The following is a 22410-nucleotide window of genomic DNA, read 5'->3' as shown; positions in this document are numbered from 1 at the left end:
AAGCCCGCACCGGTTCGGTGCATGCCCTGAGCCGCACCAGACCCTGCCTCAGCGGCGTACCGCGCAGGCAGCGGCAAAGCCCTTCGGTACCCGCACGTCGATGAGCGTCCAACCAGGCAGCGGCAGAGGACGCTCGCCCGAGCCCACGATGGTGGCGGCGAACCCGGGTCCTGCCACCCCTTCGCCCGTCCCCTTCACGTACGCCTCCTTACGTGTCCAGCACCGTGCGAAGGCGAACGGACGCTCACGGTCGGGGAGGTGAGAGAGCTCGCGCTGCTCGTCCGGGTGTAGGGCAGTGCTCGCCTCGCTGGTCGTTTCGGCCCCGGGCACAGCCTCGATGTCAGTGCCGACGGGGGTAAGTGCGAACGCGATCAGGGCGAGATCCGCTGAATGCGAGAGCGAGAAGTGCAGTGATCCGGCTTCGCCCGCCAGAGCAGGTCGCCCGTGCTTGCCTCCGCAACCCGGGCAATTCTCGCGCCTGAACCTGAGTGCCGCTGGGTCGCGCCCGAGATAGGCGCCGATCAGGGACCGCAGCGCACTGTGCGCAGTGATGTAGACGTTGCGGTCGCTTGCTCGCCGGAACCCCTCGGCTCGACGTCGTTCCTCGACGTCGAGCACCGAGATGTCGCCGGAGGGGGAATGTCTGGAGGACGCCAGCCACATCTCAACTCCGCGGAGTGGTCCGCTCGGCAGCCGAACGTGGCCGAATTCTTTCGGGAGGGCACCGGTGTCGATCACGCGCCCGACTCTAAGCGGAATGGACCGTGGTGGGGAGAGTGGTCCAGGTCCCGCACAGATCGCCGGTAGCGTGGCCGCCGCGAGATTCATGCCCCGGACTCCAACAACCCACGGAAACGCCGCAGTTCCAACCAACGCTCCGCATCCAAGAGCATCGCCAGGCCCCTCTCCGCTGCCACACCGACAAGCAGCAGAGTGCCGAGCAACACGCCTCACCGCACCAACAACTGTCCCCATTTCTTCGTGGTGTCAACCGTGCGGGGCGCGGTGACACCGGGCCTGGGACGTGTTTTTGCAGATCAGAACCCACTTTCCGGACTTCGCTTGAGGCGCGGGTGTGGTCGTGTTCGGGAGTGTGTGGGTGGGCGGATGCTGCCCCTTTGCTGACTTTCCTGACTGTGTGTCAGTTCTGTGGATTGATCGTTGCGGGGTCGGAGAAGAGTTGTGCTGAAGAGGATGTTGGTCGCGCCGGATCCGGGGCGACTGCGGTTGCGCAGTGCGTCGCGGGGTGTGTCGGGGATCGGTCTCGCGGTGGCGGTGGCGGGCGGGGTGACGCAGTCATTGCCGGCGGCGATCGCGGCCGGGCTTGCCGCGCTGCTCGCACTGTTCACCGTTGCTGATACCTCGGTGCGCGGACAGGCCCTTACTACTGCTTTGCTGTCGGTCGCGGGCTTCCCGGTGCTCGCTCTCGCGGCTGTTCTGCACGATTTCCCGTGGGTGCGGGACGCGGCCTTTGTTGCCGTTCTGGGTGCGGGCATGTATGCCCGCCGGTGGGGACCGCGCGGTCACGCGCTGGGCGTTTTCGCCTTCATGACCTTCTTCACCGCGCAATTCCTGCACGCGGTGCCGGAACAGCTCCCGGAGCTCTATGGGGCGGTGGCCCTTGCCTTGCTGGCGACCTCGACGGTCCGTTTCGGCCTGTGGTGCTACGAGCGCAAGCTGCCACCGGCAGCCGCGCCCCTGCTGGCGCCGGGGGGCACGGGCTGGGCTCGGGTGAGTACGCGCCAGACATTCCAGGGGATGGCGGCGGGTGCGTTCGCTTTGCTGGTGGGGCAGTTCGGGTCGCAGGAGCGCTGGTATTGGGCGGTGGGTGCGGTGTGGTGGATTTTCGTGAACACCACATCCCGTGGCGAGACTCTTGTGCGGAGCTTCCGCCGCTTTCTCGGCACGGTGATCGGTATGTGTGTCAGTCTGGTTGTGGTGGTGCCGCTGGCCGGAGCACCCATCCCCACCGCGGTGCTGGTTGCGGTGTGCGTGTTCGGCATTTTCTACACGGCCGCAGTGTCGTATACGTGGATGATGCTGTCCGTGACCGTCATGGCGGGCCTGCTCTACGGCCTGCTCGGAGTACTCGATCCCCCGCTGCTTGCACTACGGGTGATGGAAACGGGTGTAGGAGCCCTCGGTGCCGCGCTGGCTGTACTTTTCATCGCGCCGGTAAGCACGGATGACACGACCAATGCGTGGATCCAGCGCGCCCTGCACTGCATTCGCGCCTGCACCTTGGAAGCCGCCGACCGTCTCGCCGGATCCCCGACCGCGAACCCGGCCCCGCATGTCGCGGAACTGGAAGCACTATTGGGACGCGTGAGGCTTTCGCTGGCCCCACTCGTGCACCCACTCACCCCGCTGCGCGCCCGCAAAGCGAGAGCCCACCAGGTCCTGCAACTTCTCGATCAGTGCGCCCAGGAAGTCCGCGCCCTGGTATCGATTGCAGGCGATGTGGACGCTTCGCACGATGCCCGACTGGTTGCCGCCTGCTGGCGCGTGGAGGAGGCGGTGAAGGCACTCACCGCACCTCATGGGGTAACGAACGAGATCGATATGCGTCCTGCTGCATCGTGCTTCCCTGGCGGTGATGGGGTTTTGGAGCACCTGCACGGCCTGGAACACGCGCTGACAGCACTTGCAATCCCCCTGCGAAACCCCGCCGCTCTTACCTGACGGACCTGCGCCTTTCAGATGGCTCGGCCTGCATCTGGAAGGGGATCTGGCAGCGGGCGCACATGAGCGATGACGGCATGCCGAACCCAGATTGGCCCGCGGCCTAGCCGGTTGGATGCGGCACGAGGGGCTTGGGTGTGGCTGATCACCGGGGTGGCGCGCGCTCTTCAGCTCGTTGCCCGGCGCTCCTCGTAGCGAAGAGATATCGCGGATGCTGCTGGGAGGTCGCCAGCTGGTCACCACACGTCGATGGACCAGACGTCGCCCCTCTGATCTGGCTGCGTCTTGTCCCACCGTGAGTCGGCAAGGATCATGACCGCGTGCAACACCGAGAGGAACTCCACGAACTGCTCTCACACGCCGGACTCGCGGTGCCGGACGGCGTAGTCCGGGAAGCACTCGATGACGCGTGGTGGCGCCGCCTTGCGGATGACCGGCTGCCCGCGCGGCTGGAGGAGGCCGCCATCGCGGCCGGGCGCGAGACGGAGGCCGAGCGCGCCGAGGTTTGGGCGGCGGTGCCCGGCCTTCCTGCGCGGCCTCTGCACTGGGCACAGGGGATCGGCTCCAATTCTGCGGCGCCTGACGACCTGCTGATCCAACTGATGGATGTGTACGAGGGGTCCCTGCACGGCTGCGATCGGACCGCCGTCCTCGACGCCGCCGTGGCGCACCCCGATCCGCGGGTGCGGTCGAGGCCCGCCGACACCTTCCGGCCCAAGCTCACATCCGATCAATGGGCCCGCCTGATCCGCGCCGAGACGTCACCGAACCGCCGCGTGCTCTGGGCCGAGCATGCCTGCGCCTGGGGCGCCGAACCTCCCGGGGACTTGTACGACGACCTCCTCGCCGACCAGTCCCGCGCCGAAGCCGCCGACCTCCCCGCCCACCACATCCCCGGCCTCGCGGCCGACGTCGATCCCCGGGTACGGATTGTCGCCTGCACGTGGTGGGAGGACATCGCCGCGCTGCCGAAGCGGCTGCTGGCCGACACCGACGACGCGGTGCACACGGCGGCGCTCATTGCCCGCCACACCGGCATCCCCATGCCCGCAAGGTCTTTGCCGCGCTGCCCGCGCCCCGGCACGCGCTCGAACAGGGCCGTCTGGAGCTCGAGCTGGAGGCGGAGCTGGTCCAGGACCCGTACGCGGAGGTACTCCGGGCGCTGGCCGCTAACCCGGGCCTGGGCTCGCACGGCGTCGCCAGACTGGCAAAGGACCCGCTGGATGAGATTCGCTCAGCGGTGGCGCTGCGCCCCGATCTCACCGAGGAGCAACGCGCCGCGGTGCGCTACCACTTCGACCCGAAACTGGGATCGCACACCCTGCCCTGGGTCGCGGACCTGCACGGCGACGCCGTCGCGATGCGCCGGCTGGCCGCCTCGTCACATCCGCTCATCCGCCATAGCGTGGCCCGTGCCCGGCATCTCCCTCCGGATGTCGTGGAGCGTCTGGCGCGGGACGAGGACCGGGTGGTCCGCTTGTTTCTCTCCGAATCGTGCGACGGCGTACCGGCCGACCTGCTGCTGGAGGTCTGGCGCTGGTGGGACGGCAGCCTCAGCCATCCCGACCGCCCCCGCAGTCACCACAACTTCCCCCGTAAGGGCTTGCTTTGCTATGCCGACGACCCCAGCGGGCGGATGCGTCGCATGGCCCTGAACGATCCGGAGTCCACGCCGGCCGACGTCGCACGCCTGGCCCGCGACCCCGAGGCCGAGGTGCGATGCCGTGCGGCCAAGGACCCTCGGCTGCAACCGGACGACGCGGTGCGGCTGCTGAACGACCCTGCGGACTACATTCGCCGGATGGCGATGTGCAATCCGCGGCTGCCGGCCCGTGTCCTGGCCCGGCTGCTGCACGACCGCGACACGGCAAGCGTGGCGGTCACCAACCCGGCGATCCCGGTCCCCGGCCTACCGCATCCTGGCCGCGGCATCCGAAGGCTGAACACTGATACCCCACACGGCGACCGTGGCGAGCTGACGCCGAACGCCGGCACGCATGAGCCGATCGCTCCTAGTTCAAGCGACTGGCCGTGCGCTGGGAACGACGACTCGAACTCCACGACGCCTTCGTCTCGTTGGCCTGCAGCCTCATCTGCTGGTGGCGCCGCAAGAAGACCCAACCATGATCTTGTTACGAGCTCTACGCGTGTCGATGATGGCTGACCGCGTGGGTGCGACAATGGACATGTGGACTCTTTCGGGCTGGAGGAAGAATGACTCTTAAATGCACCCTGGACACGTGTTGTGTTATCGCTGCCGTTAATGGTGAGCAGGAGGGCGCTCACGTAGACGAGTTGGTTCGGCTTGCCGAAGAGCTCGTAACACGATCTTGCTGAATCGTCCTGGTAGGCCGTTACCGGTGTGATGATTCGGCTGTTCGTGAGGGTGTGGGTACCCGACCGTGGATCGTGGACGATGAGTTGTGGGCTCTGGTCGAGCCGTTACTGCCGCCGTGGCCGGAGCGGTCGCCGGGGCCGAGGCCAGTGCCGGACCGGCTCTGCCTCCAGGGCATCCTGTTCGTCCTCTACAACGACATAGCCTGGCAACTCCTGCCCCTGGAACTCGGGTTCGGCTCGGGACAGACCTGCTGGCGCCGGCTGGACCGGTGGCAGGAGGCAGGAGTCTTCGACCAGTTGCATCGGGTCCTGCTCGCCGAGCTGAACGCGGCCGGCGAGCTCGACTGGTCACGTGCGTGTGTGGACGGTTCCCACATCCGCGCGAAAAAGGGGGCGCCGACACCGGTCCGTCGCCGGTCGACCGGCGGAAGACGGGCAGCAAACACCACCTGATCTGCGACGGACGCGGCACCCCGCTCAAGGTCATCACGACCGCGGCCAACGTCAACGACGTCACCCAGACCCTCGCCCTGGTCGACGGCATACCGTCCGTCGCAGGCCGACCCGGCCGGCCCCGCCGACGACCAGAGGCCCTGCTCGGCGACAAAGGCTATGACTCCAACGCCCACCGCGACGAGCTCCGTCGCCGACGGATCCTGCCCGTCATCTCCCGCAAGGGATCACCGAACATCAAGGGCATCGGCAAGCTGCGCTACGTCGTCGAGCAGACCTTCGCCCTGCTCCACCACTTCAAACGACTCGCCGTTCGCTGGGAACGCCGCACCGAACTCCACGACGCCTTCGTCTCCCTGGCCTGCAGCCTCATCTGCTACCGACGCCTCAAGAAGACCCGACCATGATCGTGTTACGAGCTCTTACAGCGAGGCCCAGTTCCAGACCACGAAGTACATGTCGGCCTATTTCGAAAGGTTTGATTTGCTAGCCCACTCCTGCGAGTGGTTCGACCCTTTCATTGCGTACTACAACCACCAGTACCGGCACTAACTGTTGAAGCCCTATAACCCGTGCGGCACCCCTTCTCCTCGTCATCACTGTCCCTCCGGCGGCCAACCGGTGGCCGGACGCTTTTGGGCGGTGCATCACGAGGTAGCAGGGGTCAACCCATCGCATCTGCTCTGAGCAGGCACGACATCACCTGGCGGCATCACGCAGCACACGGCGGCATAATCGCTCACGGCCTTGTAATGCGTAGGTCTGCGGTTTGAGCTGGGTGACGGGTGCCAGGGCGTACCGTTTGAACACCTGTGTGACTGCCCCAGCAACCACTCGGGCGGCCGTTCGCGACCTCCGTTCAAGCGCTCAGCACGCGTACCGCCAGCATTTCAGGATATTGCGCCCGGAAACGGTTTACTTGGGCATTGCGGCGGTTTTCGGGAAATTCCTGCCACAGGCCGACGTCACGCTAGCGGTGTGGTTCGGAGAGACGCTGGTGAACTACGGAGGTGCTAGGTCGGCCGCTGGGCAGGTCGAGGCCCCTTAATGGATCTTTTGCTGCTCCAGCCACTTGAAGACCTCGGCCCTCTTATACAGGACCTTGGCGTTCCTGCCTCGGCCGAGCTTGTAGCCCCTCAAGCCCAGTTTTGATGCCTCCCTGTAGACCCAGCTCGTAGACATGCTGAGCATCGCGGCGACCTCGGAGGTGTCGATGAGGACTGGCTCGACGGGCGGGCGCCTGCGCGATCGGTTGATCTCGGTGTGGCGCTCGCTGGGGTGCGGCTGCGGTTCCATGGGCACGGAGGACTCCTTGAGGCATGCCGGAGCTGATCGCTGCGGTGGGCCGCGTTCTGCGTTGGCCGGGTTTCGAAGATGCTTGGCACTCGCCCCGTGTCTCCGAAGGGTCACCGGTCGGGCCGTGGCCATGGTCTTGGGAATCGCCGCCTTCGCCGAGCCGTGATTTGTTGCTAGGTTGCCGCGCTGCATCGAGCCCCCCGTGATGCTTAGGAGGGCTTCCGTGTGGTCATGGACGGCCGTGGTGCTGTCAGCTCGTCGGGGTGATGGCGATCACGGATACCCGAGGGAGAGTGCTGCGTAGACTTTGGAACTCGTCGCGATGGGGTCCGGGAGATCGAGCGGAACCCTCCCACCCCAATCTGATGACACGTCAGGAATGTCAGCAAGTGGTCAGCATGAGTCCTGAAAAACCTGGGGAATGCTGCCCGAACATGCGACTCGTTGTAGGGTGGGAAAACAGCACTTGACCTGCAAAAACGCAGGCAGGGAGCCTACGTCCAGGAGTACCTCGATGATACGAACAATCTTCAAGTCCAAGATCCACCGTGCCACAGTGACCCAGGCCGACCTGCACTATGTCGGGTCGGTCACCGTCGACGCCGATCTGATGGACGCTGCCGATCTGCTGCCCGGCGAGCTCGTGCACATCGTCGACATCGACAACGGTGCCCGTCTGGAGACCTACGTCATCGAGGGTGAGCGCGGCTCGGGCGTCATCGGTATCAACGGCGCGGCTGCCCACCTCGTACACCCCGGCGACCTGGTGATCCTCATCAGCTACGCCCAGGTGGACGACGCCGAGGCGCGTGCGCTCCGGCCGAGCGTCGTGCACGTCGACGCGGACAACCGGATCGTCGCGCTCGGCGCCGACGCGTCCGCGCCCGTACCGGGTACCGATCAGGTGCGCGGCACGCATGCGGTGGCCGCCGAGGTCTGACCCGTGCGCCCGTGGCCGCCGGACCCTGACCGGAGAGTCGCGCAGGTGCCGCACGTCGGCATGCCCCCGCCCTGTCGCGGGGCCGGGGGCGAAGCCGACGCTGTTCCCGGAGTGGGCACCGAGACCGAACGCCGCACCGCTTCGGTGGGGCGGTGGGGGTGAGGCGGGCCGGACACCGGGGCGTCCCCCTGTTGGCGGATGGCGTCGTCGAGCGCTTCGATGTGGGAGGCCGCGACAGGCGTGCGAGTCCGCCCGCACCGCTGACGCCGTGCCCGCACCCGTGTCGTCGCCGTCGGCCCATGTGTCCATGGCGTACGTGACCGGGCGCACAAGAACGCCGCTGCCGGGTCCAATTCGGAGGTCTCGGGTTCAAAGGTCCGGGCAGCAGCCCGGCTGGTTGGGCCCGGCGCGCGTGGGCAGGCGAAGCGGGAGACATTGGTCAGGACATGCAGCCGTACTGTGGGAGGCCCACCGTGACGCATCCTTATCCCGGCCCTGTGCCGCCGAATCCGGGCGGCCCGGATCCCGTGCCGCCTTCGCCGACCCCGGTGCCGGGCCCCGGCCCGGCACCGGTGCCGCCGCCGCTGCCGGATCCGCTGCCCGACCCCGTCCCGCAGCCGCCCGGCCCCGAGCCGACCCCGCCCCCGCCGGCCCCGGACCCGACACCGGAACCGGAGCCGCAGCCCGGCCCCGTGTGACCAGGCCTGACGGCCGGGGCGCGGCAGAGGGAGCCGTCAGCCGGTCACCTCGGAACGGTCGCCGCCCCAGAGCGTGTGGAACGTACCCTCGCGGTCGGCCCTGCGATAGGTGTGTGCGCCGAAGAAGTCGCGCTGGCCCTGGGTGAGCGCCGCGGGCAGCCGTTCGGCCCGCAGCGCGTCGTAGTAGGCGAGCGCCGCCGAGAAGCCCGGCGTCTGGACGCCCTGGCGCGCGGCGGCAGCGACCACCGCGCGCCAGTCGTCCTGCGTCCCGCCGATCTCGTCGGCGAACTTCTGGTCCGAGAGCAGGCTCGGCAGACCGGGACTGGCGTCGTACGCCGCACGGATACGGTCCAGGAACGCGGCACGGATGATGCATCCCGCGCGCCAGATCGCGGCGACCGCGCCCAGGTCGATGTTCCAGTCGTACTTCTCGCTGCCCGCGGTGATCTGATGGAAGCCCTGGGTGTACGACACGATCTTCGACGCGTACAGCGCCTGCTCCACCTGCGCGGCGAACTCCGCGGCGGCCGCCTCGTCCAGCGGCTTCGGTACAGGCCCCGGCAGTCCGCGCGACGCCTTGCGCAGTTCGGCGTGGCCGGAGAGCGAGCGGGCGAACACCGCCTCGGCGATGCCCGACACCGGTACGCCCAGATCGAGCGCGATCTGTACGGTCCAGCGGCCGGTGCCCTTCTGCTCCGCCTCGTCGGCGACGATGTCCACGAAGGGCTGTCCGGTGGCGGCGTCCTCGTGCGCGAGTACCTCCGCCGTGATCTCGATCAGGTACGAGTCGAGCCGGCCGGTGTTCCAGGAGCGGAACGTCTCGGCGATCCGCGCGGGGGAGTAGCCGGCGACCTCGCGCAGCAGGTGGTAGGCCTCGGCGATCAGCTGCATGTCTGCGTACTCGATGCCGTTGTGCACCATCTTCACGAAGTGCCCCGCGCCGTCGGGGCCGATGTGCGTGGTGCACGGTGAACCGTCCGCGGCCTTGGCCGCGATCTTCTCCAGGAGCGGCCCGAGGGACTCGTAGGACTCGGCGGAGCCCCCCGGCATGATGCTCGGCCCGTGCAGCGCGCCCTCCTCGCCGCCCGAGATCCCGGTGCCGACGAAGTGGATGCCCCGCTCCCGCAGCTCCTTCTCGCGGCGCCGGGTGTCCTCGAAATGCGCGTTGCCGCCGTCGATGATGACGTCACCCTCTTCCAGGAGTGGCGCGAACTCCTGGATCACGGCATCGGTCGGATCGCCGGCCTTCACCATGATCACAAGCCTGCGCGGGCGCTCCAGGGCCGCGACGAACTCCTCCGGCGTGTCGGCGGGCACGAACATACCCTCCTCGCCGAACTCCTCGACCAACTCGTGCGTCCTGGCCGCCGTACGGTTGTGCAGCGCGACGGTGAGTCCGTTGCGCGCGAAGTTGCGGGCGAGGTTGCGGCCCATCACCGCGAGTCCTGTGACGCCGATCTGGGCTGTTCCACTCATGGCCGTGCTCCTCGAAATCGTCTGGGTGTCGCGCCCGTGCATGTATCTGGACCGTACGTCCGGCGACACGTTCCTGCCGGAATCCGTGGGCCGGGCGGGCTACGGGCTGCCGCACCTGGACCATGAGGTCCGAGCCCACTGCTCCGATCCAACTACGCCGAGAGGGTGCCCCGTTGAGCGGCCTTGACTCCCGCTCGGCGGCGGAGTGACACTGTGAGTGTCTCGGAGAGCGCTCTCCCAGCCCTCGGGCCACGCCGTCCCAACCCCGCCGGCGGCGTGGCACCCGGGGGGCGGGCCGCCGTCCGGGAAGGGCCGCGGGACAACGGGCACGCCGATGAGGCCCCGGCGGTGCCGGAGCCTCATCGGACGGGTATGCGGTGGGAGCGGTTCAGGCGGCCCGGCGGCCACGGCCGCGAGCGGAGCGGACGATGTCCGCGTACCGGTGACCACTGCTCTTGACGGTGCGTCTCTGCGTCGCGTAGTCGACGTGCACCAGGCCGAAGCGCTTGTCGTAGCCGTACGCCCACTCGAAGTTGTCGAGCAGCGACCAGGCGAAATAACCGGCCAGCGGGACACCCTTACGGGCGGCGCGGGCGCAGGCCGCCAGGTGCTCGTCGAGATACTGGACCCGCTCCGGGTCGTCGACGGAGCCGTCGGCGCGGACCACGTCCGGATAGGCGGAGCCGTTCTCCGTGACATAGATCTTCTGCGCGCCGTACTCGTCGGTCAGCCGCAGCAGGATGTTCTCCAGGCCGTCGGCGTTGACCTCCCAGTCCATCGCTGTGTGGCGGGCGCCGGGCAGATAGACCTGTTTGGCGTGCGGCAGCGGCCCTGTCGGGTCGTCGGTGACGACATTGCGGAAGTAGTAGTTCACACCCAGCCAGTCGAGCGGGGTGGCGATCGTGTCGAGGTCGCCGGCCCGGACGGGCAGGTCGACGCCGTACAGATCGAGCATGTCCTGCGGGTAGCCCCGGCCGTGGAGCGGGTCCAGCCACCAGCGGTTGGTGTGCCCGTCGGCGCGGACGGCCGCCGCCCGGTCCTCCTCGCGTTCGGTGGCCGCCTCGCAGGGGCTGAGGTTGTTGACGATGCCGACGCGGGCGCCGGGAACGGCTGCCCGTATCGCCTGCGTGGCCAGGCCGTGGCCCAGGTGCAGATGGTACGAGGTCCGGACGGCGGCGGTGATGTCCGTGAGGCCGGGTGCCATCCGGCCCTCGAGGTGGCCGATCCACGACGAGCAGAGCGGCTCGTTGAGCGTCGTCCAGTCCTTCACACGGTCACCGAGCCGCCGGGCCACCACGGACGCGTACTCCGCGAAGTGCTCGGCCGTCTCCCGCGCGGGCCAGCCCCCGCGGTCCTGCATGGCCTGCGGGAGATCCCAGTGGTACAGGGTCGGGAACGGGGTGATACCGGCTTCGAGGAGACCGTCGACCAGTTGGTCGTAGAAGGCGAGCCCCTTTTCGTTGACCGGCCCGTCGCCACCGGGCACGACGCGCGGCCAGGCAACGGAGAACCGGTACGCGTCCACGCCGAGCTGTTTCATCAGCCCGATGTCCTCGCGCCAGCGGTGGTAGTGGTCGCAGGCCACATCGCCGTTGTCGTTGTTGTCGATCGTTCCGGGAAGGTGCGAGAACGTGTCCCAGATGGAGGGTGAACGGCCGTCTTCGGCCACCGCCCCCTCGATCTGGTAAGCCGCCGTGGCCACCCCCCAAGTGAAGTCTGCGGGAAGGGCGTTGTACTCGTTCACGGGTTGCCTTTCTGCTGCGCGGTGCCGGCTTGTGCCGAGTGGTGCGACGGGACGGGCGGTCACTTGACGGCGCCGGCGGTCAGACCGGCGACGAGATACCGCTGGAGAAGCAGGAAACCGGCGACCACCGGCACGCTGACGACGAGCGATGCGGCCATGATCTGGTTCCAGTACACGTCGTTCTGCGTCGAGTAGCCCTGGAGCCCCACCGCGAGCGTCCGCGTCGTGTCGTTGGTCATGACCGACGCGAAGAGCACTTCGCCCCACGCGGTCATGAACGCGTACAGGGTGACGGCCACGATGCCGGGGACCGCCGCGGGGACGACGACCCGGAAGAGCGCCCCGAGCGGCCCGCAGCCGTCCACCATCGCCGCCTCGTCCAGATCCTTCGGGATGGAGTCGAAGTACCCGATGAGCATCCAGATGGAGAACGGCAGCGAGAACGTCAGATACGTGAGGATCAGGCCGCCGCGGGAGCCGTAGAGGTCGATTCCCGTCGAGTTGCCGATGTTCACGAAGATCAGGAACAGCGGGAGCAGGAACAGGATGCCGGGGAACATCTGGGTGGAGAGCACCGCGACCGTGAAGACCCGCTTGCCGCGGAAACGGTAGCGGCTCACGGCGTACGCGGCGAAGATCGCGACCACTACCGAGCAGACACTCGCCGTACCCGCCACGATCAGCGAATTCATGAAGTACCTGGCGAGCGGGATCGTGCTCCAGATGTCGATGTACGGGCGGACGGTGAAGCCGGAGGGAACCCAGGAGAACTTGCCCGACACATCGCCCAGCGGCTTCAGCGAGCTGCTGACCATGACGTACACGGGTACCAGCGTGAAGAGTGACACCAGGGTGAGCAGCACGCGCCGGGTCCAGATGAAGGACTGCGGCGGCGCCGTGGGCGAGCGGCGGACGGCGGCCGGGCGGTGCGCCGTGGAGGACCGCTGTGCGGTGCTGGTACTAGACATCGGTGCTCTTCCTCCCGCGCGACGTGAAGATCAGGTACACGGCCGTCACCAGCAGCAGGAAGAGCAGGAGCAGCACGGACATGGCCGAGCCGCTACCGAAGTTCCAGGTGTCGAACGAGGACTGGTAGATGTGGATGGAGACCAGGTCCGCGGCTTCGGGGGCCGCTCTGCCGAACAGGACGTACGGCGTGTTGAAGTCGTTGAAGGTCCACAGGAAGAGCACGAGGACCAGGACCTGGTTGACGGAGCGCAGCGACGGGAGGGTGATCTTGCGGATCTGCTGCCACATCCCGGCGCCGTCGATCGAGGCCGCCTCGTACAGCTCGCGCGGAATGTTCTGGAGCGCCGCCATCACCATCAGGAACGCGAACGGCCAGGACTTCCAGACGGCGACGATGACCAGGGCGTAGAAGCTGTTGTCGCCGATCAGCCAGAACGACGGCTTGTCGGTGACGCCCAGCTGGTCGTGGAGGACGTGGTTCACCAGGCCGTTGTCCCGTTGGAACATGAACGCCCAGGTGATGATCGCCGCATAGGCCGGCAGGGCGTACGGGATGAGGAAGATCGTCCGTAGCAGCCCCCGGCCGCGGAAGTTCTCCTGGAGCAGGATCGCGACACCCGTGCCGATCAGCCAGGAGAGGCCGACAGCGAGCACCGTGAACGCGCAGGTGACATAGAAGGAATGGAGGAGGGCCTTGCCGATCGGGGCGTTGAAGTCCACGGCGACCCGGAAGTTGTGCAGACCCGTCCAGGGTGCCTGGCCCCAGTTGCGGATGAAGAACTGGGTGAGTCCGCGGAAGCTCATCACGATGCCGATGACCATCGGCACGATGTGGATGAGCAGTTCCAGCAGCAGCGCGGGCAGGAGCAGCAGATACGGCAGGCCGCCGCGGCGGACCCGGTCGGGGATGCGCGGGAAACGTCCCCGCGCACCCCCGGACTTCAGGACATCACCGCCGGCCGCCGGGGGCACCGGGGGGCTGGTCTCCAGGACGAGGGGGGAGGCGGAGCCTCTCGTGAGGGGGTGCTGGTCGGGCGACGGGTGGGAGGTCATCGGATCAGTGCCTCACTGGGTCATCTGCTGCTGAGCCTTGGTCAGCTCGTCCTTGACCGAAGCGGTCGTGATGGTCTTGCCGGCAGCGGCATCGGCAAAGAGGTCCTTGATGGCGGTGCCGACCGTCGTCTCGAACTGCGACTCCGAGGCCACCTGCGGCAGCGGTGCCGCGCTCTTGGTCAGTGTGTCCTTGAGGACCTTCACACCGGGCTGGTTGAAGGCCGGGTCGGACTGGGCGGCCGTGACGGGCGGTACCGCGCCGTATGCCTTGTTGAGGATCTTCTGCTCGTCGTCGCTGGTCATGAACTTCACGAACTTCAGTGCACCCTTGGTGTTCTTGGTGTTCTTGAAGATCGCCATGTTGATGCCCGCCACCATGGAGTTGACGTTCTTGCCCTGTCCCGGGGTGCCGGACGCGACCGGGACCGGCGCCGCCCCCCAGTCCTGCGGCTTCATCCCCTGGGACGCGAAGGTGGACGCGGCCGCCTGCCACAGCACCATGGCGGTTTTGCCCTTGGAGAAGTCGCTGAGCGACTGGTTCTGGGCGTACTCCGCGTTGCCCGGGGCGATGATCTTGTCCTTGCCCATGAAGTCGACGTACTGCTTCACCGCGGCGACGGCGCCGGGAGACGTGAAGGTCGGCTTGCCCGAGGAGTCGAAGAAGTCGGCCCCGTGCTGCTGGCCGAGTACGAACGCCTGGTGGATGTTGTTGGAGAGGTTGCCGCCCTCGGCGCCGAGCCCCCACTTGCCGCTCGTGCCGTTCTTGGAGATCTTCCGGCCGTCGGCCACCAGCTCGTCCCAGGTGGCCGGCGGCTTGGCTATGCCCGCGTCGGCGAACATCTTCTTGTTGTAGTAGAGCGCGTACGAGAGGGAGTACAGCGGAACGGCGGAGGGGTCCTTCTTCGCTGCGCCCGCCGAGGCCACCGCCGCGTCGACGAACCGGTCACGGCCGCCGATCGCGGCGAAGTTGGCCTTGTTCCAGGGCAGCAGGGCGCCGGTGGCCTGGAGTGAGGCCGACCAGGTGTTGCCGATGTTGAGCACATCGGGGCCCTGTCCCGAGGTCGCCGCAGCGAGGACCCGCTTGAGCAGATCGGCCCAGGGCACGACCTCCAGCTTGACCTTGATGCCGGTCTGCTGCTCGAACTTCTTCAGCTCGGGCGTGAGGGTCTTCTTGTCGGCGGGGATGCTCGGCCCCTGGTTCGACGCCCAGTAGGTGAGGGTCTTGGGGGAGGCATTGCTGCCACCGCCGGCGGAATCACCGCCTCCGCCGCACGCCGTGACTCCGGCGAGGGTGGAGATGGTGATCGCTACTGCTGCTGCGGCTCTGATACTGCGCATGTGCGTTGGCCCCTTCCCGGGGAGGGCTGCGTTCAGGATTCGAACGGCCTTCACGACTTAATTCAGATCGTGAGTTAAGTAGTGAGAGAAGGTCGCGTCAAGAGCTTTCACAGGGGTATGTTGCCTAGCGGGAAGGAGCCACATGGCTGAACAGAGCAGGCGAACTGTGCGTGACCTGCGGCGGGGCAACCGGGCGGCGGTATTGCAACGTTTGTATTTCGACGGGCCGCTCAGCCGCCAGGAGCTCGGCACGGCCACCGGACTGAGTTCCGGTTCGATCAGCAACGTCGTCGCCGAGCTGGCTGCGGACGGGCTGCTCGAAGAGGCCGGAGTGGTCGATTCGGAGGGAGGGCGGCCACGCACACTGCTGCGCGTCGCCCCCGGCAGTGGCCATCTGATCGGTATCGACGTGGGGGAGACCCGTGTCCGGGTCGAGCTCTTCGACCTGTCGCTCGGGGAACTGGCGCGTTCCGAACGCCCGTTGGCGCACCACGGCTACGACGTCGGCCGTATCGTCGGTCATATCCGGGCCGCCGTCGCCGATGTGCTGAGGGACGCGCAGGTGAACGCCGATCAGCTCGTCGGCGTCGGGGTCGGGGTGCCCGGCATCATCGCCCGCGACGCGTCCGATCAGGTCGTTGTGCACGGGCAGACGGTCGGCTGGGACGCCGTCCCGCTGGAAGCCATGCTCCGGGAGTCCGCCGAACTCCCTTCCTACGTACCGTTCTTCATCGACAACGGGGCCAAAACGCTGGGACAGGCGGAGATGTGGTTCGGCGGCGGGCGCGGTACGAGCGACGCCGCCGTGGTGCTGTTCGGCTCCGGCGTCAGTGCGTGCATCGTCGTCAACGGCGAACTCTACGGCGGCGCGGACAGCAGGGCCGTCGAATGGGGCCACACCACCATGACGGTGGGCGGGCGGCGCTGCCGCTGCGGTTCGCCCGGCTGCCTGGAGGCGTACGTGGGCGCCGATGCCATCCGGGAGCGGTGGCTGGAGTCGGGCGGCCCGCCGGCCGCGGCGGCCGATGAGGAGACGGCTCTCGCCACCCTGCTCGCGGCGGCGCTGCCCGCGGCCGGGGGCCTGGCCGGTGACACCGCGGCCGCCGAACTCCTCGACGAGACCGCTGAGTACCTGGGGGCCGGCATCGCCGACCTGATCAACCTCTTCCGCCCCGAACGGATCCTGGTGGGCGGCTGGGCCGGACTGCTCCTGGGGCCGGTGCTGCTGCCTGCTGTGCGCCGGTACGCGAAGGAGTACGCGATGCACCATCCGGCGGAGCGCGTCACCATCGACCTGGGCACGCTGGGCGCCGACGCGGTCACACTGGGGGCGGCCACCCTGCCACTCGCTGATTTCTTCGCCCGCGGCGGCAGACACCGCAGGCACGACGTGCAGGACCCGGACGCCGACCCGGCCGCCCTGCTGAGGCAGGGGAGCTGGCGGCCCGTCGTGGTCGACCGGCGTTAGGGGTCCTCGCGCGATGACCACTTGTTTCGCGCGCTCATGGCGCGAGGACACCTCAGGTCTGCCCGGCCGGCGCCGCGTACGTGCGGTGCCGGCCGGGCCGGCACCTACGGCACGAGGGCGACGCCCACATAGCCGGGATACGGGGTGATCGCGGGTGCCGGTGTGTCCTTGAACCACTCGGGCCCCGTCACCACGCCCGGCTCCACCAGATCGAGTCCGTCGAAGAACGGCACGATCTCGGCGCGCGGCCTCGGCTGGAACGGGATGTGGCTGGAGTAAGTGCTGGCCACATGCTCCTCGGCTTCCGGGAACGAGTCGAGGCTGGCCTGCGCGAGGATGAGGCAGCTGCCGGACGGCAGCCGGCCGACCAGTTCCCGCACGATCGCGTGCGGGTCCTCCTCGTCGAGGATGAAGTGCATGATGGCGATGAGGGACAGGGCGATGGGCCTGCTGAAGTCCAGGAACTTCCGGGCGTGGTCGAGGATCAGCTCAGGTTCACGGACGTCTGCCTGGATGTAGTGCGTGGCCCCCTCCGGGGCGCTGACCAGCAGAGCCTCCGCGTGGCGCAGCACAATGGGATCGTTGTCCGCGTAGACGACCCGGGCCGCCGGAATGATTTTCTGGACGATCTGGTGCAGGTTCGGCTCGGTCGGGATTCCGGTCCCGATGTCCAGGTACTGGCTGATGCCCTGGTGCGCGGCCCAGGCTACGGCGCGGTGCATGAACGCGCGGTTCTGCTCCGCGCCGACCCTGATGAAGTCGTCCAGCTTCTCGCCCAGCTCGCGGTCCACGAGATAGTGGTCCTTGCCGCCCAGCAGATAGTCGTAGACGCGTGCGGGGTGGGGCTTGCTGGTGTCGATCTGGTGCTTGGGGCTGCCTGCCGTCATGGGGGGCTCCGTTGCGGTACGAACGTGGCGAGGAAACGGGCTGGGCGGGCGGCGGATCCGCAGCGTCCGCACACAGCTCCACCGCCCGTCCTCACCCCGGAGTGTGTCATCCCGGCATTCGGGGGCGCCGGGAGACCGGGCGGACACCGGAAGCCCGGCCGGTGCCGCGCTCCGGCCGGAGCAGCGCGCCGGCCATGGGCGCGGGAGCCGGCACGGCCACCTCCGTGGCGAGAGGCACGTCCCCGGCCGACCGGCCCGCGTACACGGTGAACACGCCGGGCTCCACGAGCCAGCGCCGCTCCTCGACGGACCAGTGCCGCAAGGCCGTTCCGGGCACCCGGACGACGGCTTCCGCCGTCTCGCCGGCCCGCGCGCGTACGGCAGTGTGCCCCGCGAACCAGCGGACCGGGCGCTCCACCGCCGACCCCGGGCGCGCCAGGTAGAGCTGTACGACCTCGCGCCCCTCCCGCCCGCCCGTGTTGCGGACCCGTACCCGTACGTCGAACGAGCCGTCGCGGGAAGCCACTTCGGGCGCGTCGAGGCGTTCGTACTCCCAGTCGGTGTACCCGAGGCCGTGCCCGAACCAGTACGCGGGCGCCACCGGTCCCCGCAGCCAGGCCCGGTGGCCGATGTGCAGGCCCTCGGTGTAGGGGAGCACGCCGTTGCGGGGAGTGGGGTCGGGCACCGGTACGTCATCCTGTCCCGCCGGCCAGGTGGTGGGCAGCCGTCCGCCCGGTTCCACGCGGCCGAAGAGCACGTCGGCCGCCGCATGGCCCGCCTCCTGGCCGGGGAACCAGCCGATGAGTACCGCCGCCACCTCGTCGCGCCAGGGCAGGGCCACCGGACCGCCGGAGTTCACCAGCACCACCGTGCCGGGATGTACGCCGGCCACGGCCCGCACCAGATCGTCCTGCCCGTCGGGCAGCGCGAGCGAGACGCGGTCGCTGCCCTCCGACTCGGTCTCCTCCGTGGTCCCGACGACCACCACGACGGCATCGGCGGTGCGGGCCGCGGCGACCGCCTCGGCCAGGGCGGCGGCGGGTGAGGCCGCAGGCGGCGCGGCGGCGAGGATCGTGGCGATGCCGGTGTCCGGCGCCAGTTCGCGCCGCGCGACGATCTCCGTCTCCTCGCCGGCGGTGAGGGCGACGCGGCCGCACCGGTACGGCGGCGACACGTGGACAAGGGTCGGATCGTCGGTGTCCCGGGCGAACACACCGTCCACGACGGTCCGTCCGCCGGCGGACAGTGAGACCGCCCCGAATCCGCCGACCGCCAGGGTCCACTCGCCGGACACCGCGGGCCGCAGCAGCGTGCGGATCTCCACGGTGGCGGCGTCGTCGGCCCTGGCCGGTTCCACGATCCGCCCCGACAGCCGGTGCTCCGAGTGCAGCACGGCCCCGTCGGCGTCCAACAGGCTGACGAGGACGCCCGGTTCGCCGGTGACCGGATTGCGCGTCACCTCTCTCGTGAGGGGCGCGGGCCTGCGCTCCGGCGGCACGCCGGGCGCGTGCAGCAATCGCACTCCGGGATCCAGCGCCGCTCGGATCCCGTCCAGCGGGGAGGCGACGGTGGCCGGGAAGACCTCGGCGCTGCCGCCGCCCTGGATGCGGGGCCCGGCGGCCCGCGGTCCGAGCACGGCGACGGTCCGCAGTCCCTTCGGGTCGAGGGGGAGCACCTGCCCCGCGTTGCGCACCAGCACCGTTCCGGCCGCTGCCGCCCTGCGGAGCAGCGCGCGCCGGCCTGCCTCCGCCACCACTGGGCGCCACACCGGTGCCGGTGAGCCCAGAGCGCCCACCCGGGACGCCAGCCGCAGCAGCCTGCGTACCTTGTCGTCCACCGCCGACTGCGCCACTGCCCCCGTTCGTACGGCCATCAGCAGAGCGTCCCCCCAGGCGCTCTCCGGCCCCGGCATGGCGAGATCCTGGGCGGCCCGCGCGGTCTCCACGGTGGTGCGCACCGCCCCCCAGTCGGACACCACCAGCCCGTCGAAGCCCCACTCGCCCTTCAGCGGTTCGGCGAGCAGCGGACTCGCCGACATGGTGACGCCGTTGACCTGGTTGTACGCCGACATCACCACCCATACGCCGGCCTCGACGGCGGCTTCGAAGGGTGCCAGATAGACCTCGCGCAGGACCCGTTCGCCGACGTGGACATCGACCGTCAGGCGGTCGGTCTCCGCGTCGTTGGCCACGAAGTGCTTGGCCGTGGCGGCGACTCCGCCCGCCTGTACTCCGCGGATCACCGCGGCGCCGATGCGGGCGGTGAGCAGAGGATCCTCGGAGTAGCACTCGAAGTGACGGCCGCCGAGCGGCGTCCGGTGCAGGTTCAGGGTGGGCGCCAGAAGCACGTCGACGCCCTTGTAGCGCGCCTCGGCGGCAAGCAACCCGCCCAGCTCCGTGGCGAGTTGCTCGTCCCAGGCCGCTGCGAGCGCCGTGGGGGACGGCAGGACCAGTGAGGTCTCCCGTTCGTCCCACGACTCCCCGCGTACACCCACCGGCCCGTCGGATGTGACCATCGCGCGCAGTCCGGCGGCCGGTTCGGCGTGGGTCCGCCACCCGGATGCCCCGCTCAGCAAACGCACTTTGGCCGCAAGGTCCAGCGCGGCGACCAGGGTGTCCAGCTCTTCGTCCGTCATGAAGACCCCTCCGCGCCCACCGGTCGGAGAGCGCTCTCCCGTATCGGCTGCAAGGTTACGGTGAACACGCGCTCTTGTCATTCCCTCCACGGCGGCCTTACTTTTGCGCCCAGTCACGTGTCCGACGCGCGAGTGGGGGAGCCGAGCATGGCCGCATCCGGTCGTCATCGCCGTTATGAGCCGGGCCGGATCAACCGCGCCTCGCTGGTCGTCACCGCGAGCGGCGCCGGTATCGCGCTGCCGCTGCTCACCGCCGGTTCGGCCACCGCGGCGTCGCCGGACGTCTGGGACAAGGTCGCGAGCTGCGAGTCCACCGGCAACTGGCAGATCAACACGGGCAACGGCTACTACGGCGGGCTCCAGTTCAGCCAGTCCACCTGGCAGGCGTACGGCGGCGGTGTCTACGCGGCGCGTGCCGACCTGGCCACCCGGCGGCAGCAGACAGCCGTGGCGGAGAAGGTGCTCCGGGCACAGGGGCCCACCGCCTGGCCGGTCTGTTCGGTGCGGGCCGGGCTCAGCAGGGGCGACGCCGCACCCAAGGCCGTCGTACGGACGGACACGCGGGCGGGCTCCGCGCCGCAGCAGCGGAGCGCGCCGGACCACAAGACGCAACCGCGGCCACGTACCGGGAAGCCGGAACGCACAGCTCCCGCGAAGCCCCGCAGCGGGCCGGGAACCGGCGCCGGACCGGCGAGTTCCGAAACACCGGCGCCCTCCACCGCGCACCGCGCCGGCTACACGGTGGTCAGCGGTGACTCGCTCTCCAGGATCGCCGAGGCCGAGGACGTCAGCGGCGGCTGGCACCAGCTGTACGAAGGGAACCGCAAGGTGGTCGGGGCCGATCCCGACCTGATCCTCCCCGGTCAGCGGCTGACCATCGAGGGGACGCAGGGGGCGACCGCCACCGGGCACCCGGCGGGCGGCGCGAAGACACGGCCCGCGAGCCCCCGTACGGCACGGACGGCATCCGCGCCGGCGAAGCCCGCCGCTCCGGCGGCGAAACCGCACCGGACGGCGCCGCCCGCGCCGCACCACGCGCCCACGACATCAACGGCCCTGGTCGCCCCCGTGCCGGGCCACCACACCACGCCCTACCGTGCGTCCGGCGGATCCTGGTCCAGCGGCCACCACACCGGCATCGACTTCCCGGTCGCGACCGGGACCTCGGTGAAGGCGGTCGCGGCGGGACGCGTTGTAGCAGCCGGGTGGGGCGGCGCCTACGGCTACCAGGTGGTCATCCGGCATGCGAACGGCAAGTACACCCAGTACGCCCATCTGTCCGCACTGACGGTCCGGACGGGCCAGAACGTCCAGCAGGGGCAGCGCATCGCCCGCTCGGGCTCGACCGGTAACGCCACCGGGCCGCATCTCCACTTCGAGGCACGCACCGGTCCGGAGTACGGCAGTGATATCGACCCGCTGGCCTACCTCAGGGCGGGCGGTGTCACCGTCTGACCGTGTCGTCGTCGGAGCGTGCGGGCGCGGGCGCGGCCACCAGCCGTGGTGACGCCCCACTCGGTGGCGGCACGGCGCCGGGCGGCCGGCCCTGTGACTGTGACCCGCGCGTGGACCCGGACCCCTGCCGGGTGGCGGAGAGCCGCTCCGTCGTCAGCAGGATCAGACCGCCCGCCGCCACGATGCCGCACCCGAGCGCCAGCACCGTACCGGCGACGCCGTAACGGAACTGCTCACCGAAGAGCGTGATGCCTATCGCCGCTGCCAGGACCGGGTTGACGACGGTGACGGTGGCCAGCGGGGCCGCGAGTCCGGCTCCGCGGTACGACGCCTGCGACAGCAGCACCCCGGTCCCGGCGAACCCCGCGATCGCCAGCAGGCTCAGCCACTCCGTGGTCGACGCGTGCGCGGTCAAGTCCACTGCGACGGTCTTGGTGAAGACGGATGCGGCGCCGAAGGCCACACCCGCCGCCGTCGCGAGCACGATGCTCCGCACGACCGGCTTGTGCATGCGCAGCGCCACGAGGAACAGCACCGCGATCCCGCCGAAGGTCGCCAGCGCCAGCACGGTCCGCTCACCGCCCGGCAGCGTGGCGCTGTCGGCGCCCCCGGTCAGCGCCAGCAGCCCGGCCAGGCCGACGGTGGCCATGATCGCGCCGCGCCAGGCGGCTGCCCCGGCCCTGCGCCGTACGAACACGGCGGCCATCGGGAGCGCGAAGACGATGGTCAGCGCACCGAGCGGCTGCACCAGACTCAGCGGCCCGTAGGCCAGGGCCACCACGTGCAGTCCTGCCCCGACGCCGTTGAGTGCCATGGCCACCCACCAGCCGCCGTGACGCAGCGGTGCGTACGGGCTGCCGGGGGTGGCCACGGCGACGCGTTCCTGCACGATGGCCCCGGCCGCATACGCGACCGCGGAGACCAGCGACAGCAGCACGGACAGCGCGAGGGCACTCATGTACTCAACGATCTCTCCTTT

At 69.2% G+C, this 22410-nt stretch carries 16 protein-coding genes; 6 read left to right on the top strand and 10 right to left on the bottom strand.

The window, feature by feature from the left end; all coding sequences use genetic code 11:
- Nucleotides 1–48 precede the first annotated feature (48 nt).
- Complete coding sequence (locus tag OG584_RS02770; RefSeq protein WP_405774603.1) at nt 49–738, bottom strand: 4'-phosphopantetheinyl transferase family protein; 690 nt, start codon at nt 736–738, stop codon at nt 49–51.
- Between the two features lie 444 nt (nt 739–1182).
- On the opposite strand from OG584_RS02770, the gene OG584_RS02765 reads away from it, so the two are divergent.
- From OG584_RS02765 to OG584_RS02755, 3 genes are all read left to right on the top strand, one after another.
- Entirely contained in the window at nt 1183–2682 is a 1500-nt protein-coding gene (locus OG584_RS02765) for an FUSC family protein (RefSeq protein ID WP_405774601.1), read from the top strand.
- 946 nt (nt 2683–3628) lie between these two features.
- Nucleotides 3629–4846 (top strand): hypothetical protein, encoded by a 1218-nt coding sequence (locus OG584_RS02760; RefSeq protein ID WP_405774599.1) that lies wholly within the window; start codon nt 3629–3631, stop codon nt 4844–4846.
- Between the two features lie 242 nt (nt 4847–5088).
- Nucleotides 5089–5879, top strand: a protein-coding gene (locus tag OG584_RS02755; protein WP_405783841.1) for an IS5 family transposase whose coding sequence is annotated in 2 segments (ribosomal slippage) — nt 5089–5404 and nt 5404–5879 — 792 coding nt in all. Because the reading frame shifts where the segments join, the coding sequence is not laid out codon by codon here.
- Nucleotides 5880–6516: 637 nt separating this feature from the next.
- Here OG584_RS02755 and OG584_RS02750 read toward each other — a convergent pair.
- Complete coding sequence (locus OG584_RS02750; RefSeq protein ID WP_328540694.1) at nt 6517–6768, bottom strand: helix-turn-helix domain-containing protein; 252 nt, start codon at nt 6766–6768, stop codon at nt 6517–6519.
- Between the two features lie 514 nt (nt 6769–7282).
- Here OG584_RS02750 and panD point away from each other — a divergent pair.
- Entirely contained in the window at nt 7283–7708 is a 426-nt protein-coding gene (gene panD / locus OG584_RS02745) for an aspartate 1-decarboxylase (RefSeq protein ID WP_405774597.1), read from the top strand.
- A 734-nt stretch (nt 7709–8442) separates the two neighbouring features.
- Here panD and gndA read toward each other — a convergent pair.
- The 5 genes from gndA to OG584_RS02720 all read right to left on the bottom strand — a co-directional run bounded on the left by gndA (nt 8443) and on the right by OG584_RS02720 (nt 14986).
- Complete coding sequence (gndA, locus tag OG584_RS02740) at nt 8443–9882, bottom strand: NADP-dependent phosphogluconate dehydrogenase (protein WP_405774595.1); 1440 nt, start codon at nt 9880–9882, stop codon at nt 8443–8445.
- A 388-nt stretch (nt 9883–10270) separates the two neighbouring features.
- Nucleotides 10271–11626, bottom strand: a complete 1356-nt coding sequence (locus OG584_RS02735) for a GH1 family beta-glucosidase (protein WP_405774593.1) — start codon at nt 11624–11626, stop codon at nt 10271–10273.
- A 59-nt stretch (nt 11627–11685) separates the two neighbouring features.
- Complete coding sequence (locus OG584_RS02730; protein ID WP_405774591.1) at nt 11686–12594, bottom strand: carbohydrate ABC transporter permease; 909 nt, start codon at nt 12592–12594, stop codon at nt 11686–11688.
- On the bottom strand, nt 12587–13648 hold the full coding sequence (locus tag OG584_RS02725; protein ID WP_405774589.1) for a carbohydrate ABC transporter permease: 1062 nt from the start codon (nt 13646–13648) through the stop codon (nt 12587–12589). Before OG584_RS02725 ends, OG584_RS02730 begins: the two co-directional genes overlap by 8 nt.
- Nucleotides 13649–13660: 12 nt before the next feature.
- On the bottom strand, nt 13661–14986 hold the full coding sequence (locus OG584_RS02720) for an ABC transporter substrate-binding protein (protein WP_405774587.1): 1326 nt from the start codon (nt 14984–14986) through the stop codon (nt 13661–13663).
- 142 nt (nt 14987–15128) lie between these two features.
- Between OG584_RS02720 and OG584_RS02715 the strand changes: the two genes are divergently transcribed.
- Nucleotides 15129–16454: an ROK family protein gene (locus OG584_RS02715; protein WP_405774585.1), complete on the top strand. Its 1326-nt coding sequence runs from the start codon at nt 15129–15131 to the stop codon at nt 16452–16454.
- A gap of 104 nt (nt 16455–16558) precedes the next feature.
- Here OG584_RS02715 and OG584_RS02710 read toward each other — a convergent pair whose 3' ends face one another.
- Together OG584_RS02710 and OG584_RS02705 are read right to left on the bottom strand one after the other, a co-directional pair.
- Nucleotides 16559–17341, bottom strand: coding sequence for an SAM-dependent methyltransferase (locus tag OG584_RS02710; protein ID WP_405774583.1), 783 nt, complete (start codon nt 17339–17341; stop codon nt 16559–16561).
- Nucleotides 17342–17447: 106 nt separating this feature from the next.
- The gene (locus tag OG584_RS02705; RefSeq protein WP_405774581.1) at nt 17448–19976 is read right to left on the bottom strand and encodes a glycoside hydrolase family 3 C-terminal domain-containing protein; all 2529 of its coding nucleotides are present in this window, start codon (nt 19974–19976) and stop codon (nt 17448–17450) included.
- 147 nt (nt 19977–20123) lie between these two features.
- Between OG584_RS02705 and OG584_RS02700 the strand changes: the two genes are divergently transcribed.
- On the top strand, nt 20124–21431 hold the full coding sequence (locus OG584_RS02700; protein ID WP_405774579.1) for a transglycosylase family protein: 1308 nt from the start codon (nt 20124–20126) through the stop codon (nt 21429–21431).
- Here OG584_RS02700 and OG584_RS02695 read toward each other — a convergent pair.
- The gene (locus tag OG584_RS02695) at nt 21421–22389 is read right to left on the bottom strand and encodes a DMT family transporter (protein WP_405774578.1); all 969 of its coding nucleotides are present in this window, start codon (nt 22387–22389) and stop codon (nt 21421–21423) included. The two genes, OG584_RS02700 and OG584_RS02695, sit on opposite strands and share 11 nt — an antisense overlap.
- Between the last annotated feature and the right edge of the window lie 21 nt (nt 22390–22410).

Origin of the sequence: Streptomyces sp. NBC_00859, assembly GCF_045161865.1 — a bacterium.
Lineage (GTDB): Bacteria > Actinomycetota > Actinomycetes > Streptomycetales > Streptomycetaceae > Streptomyces.
This window is presented reverse-complemented; position numbering and strand designations above follow the sequence as displayed.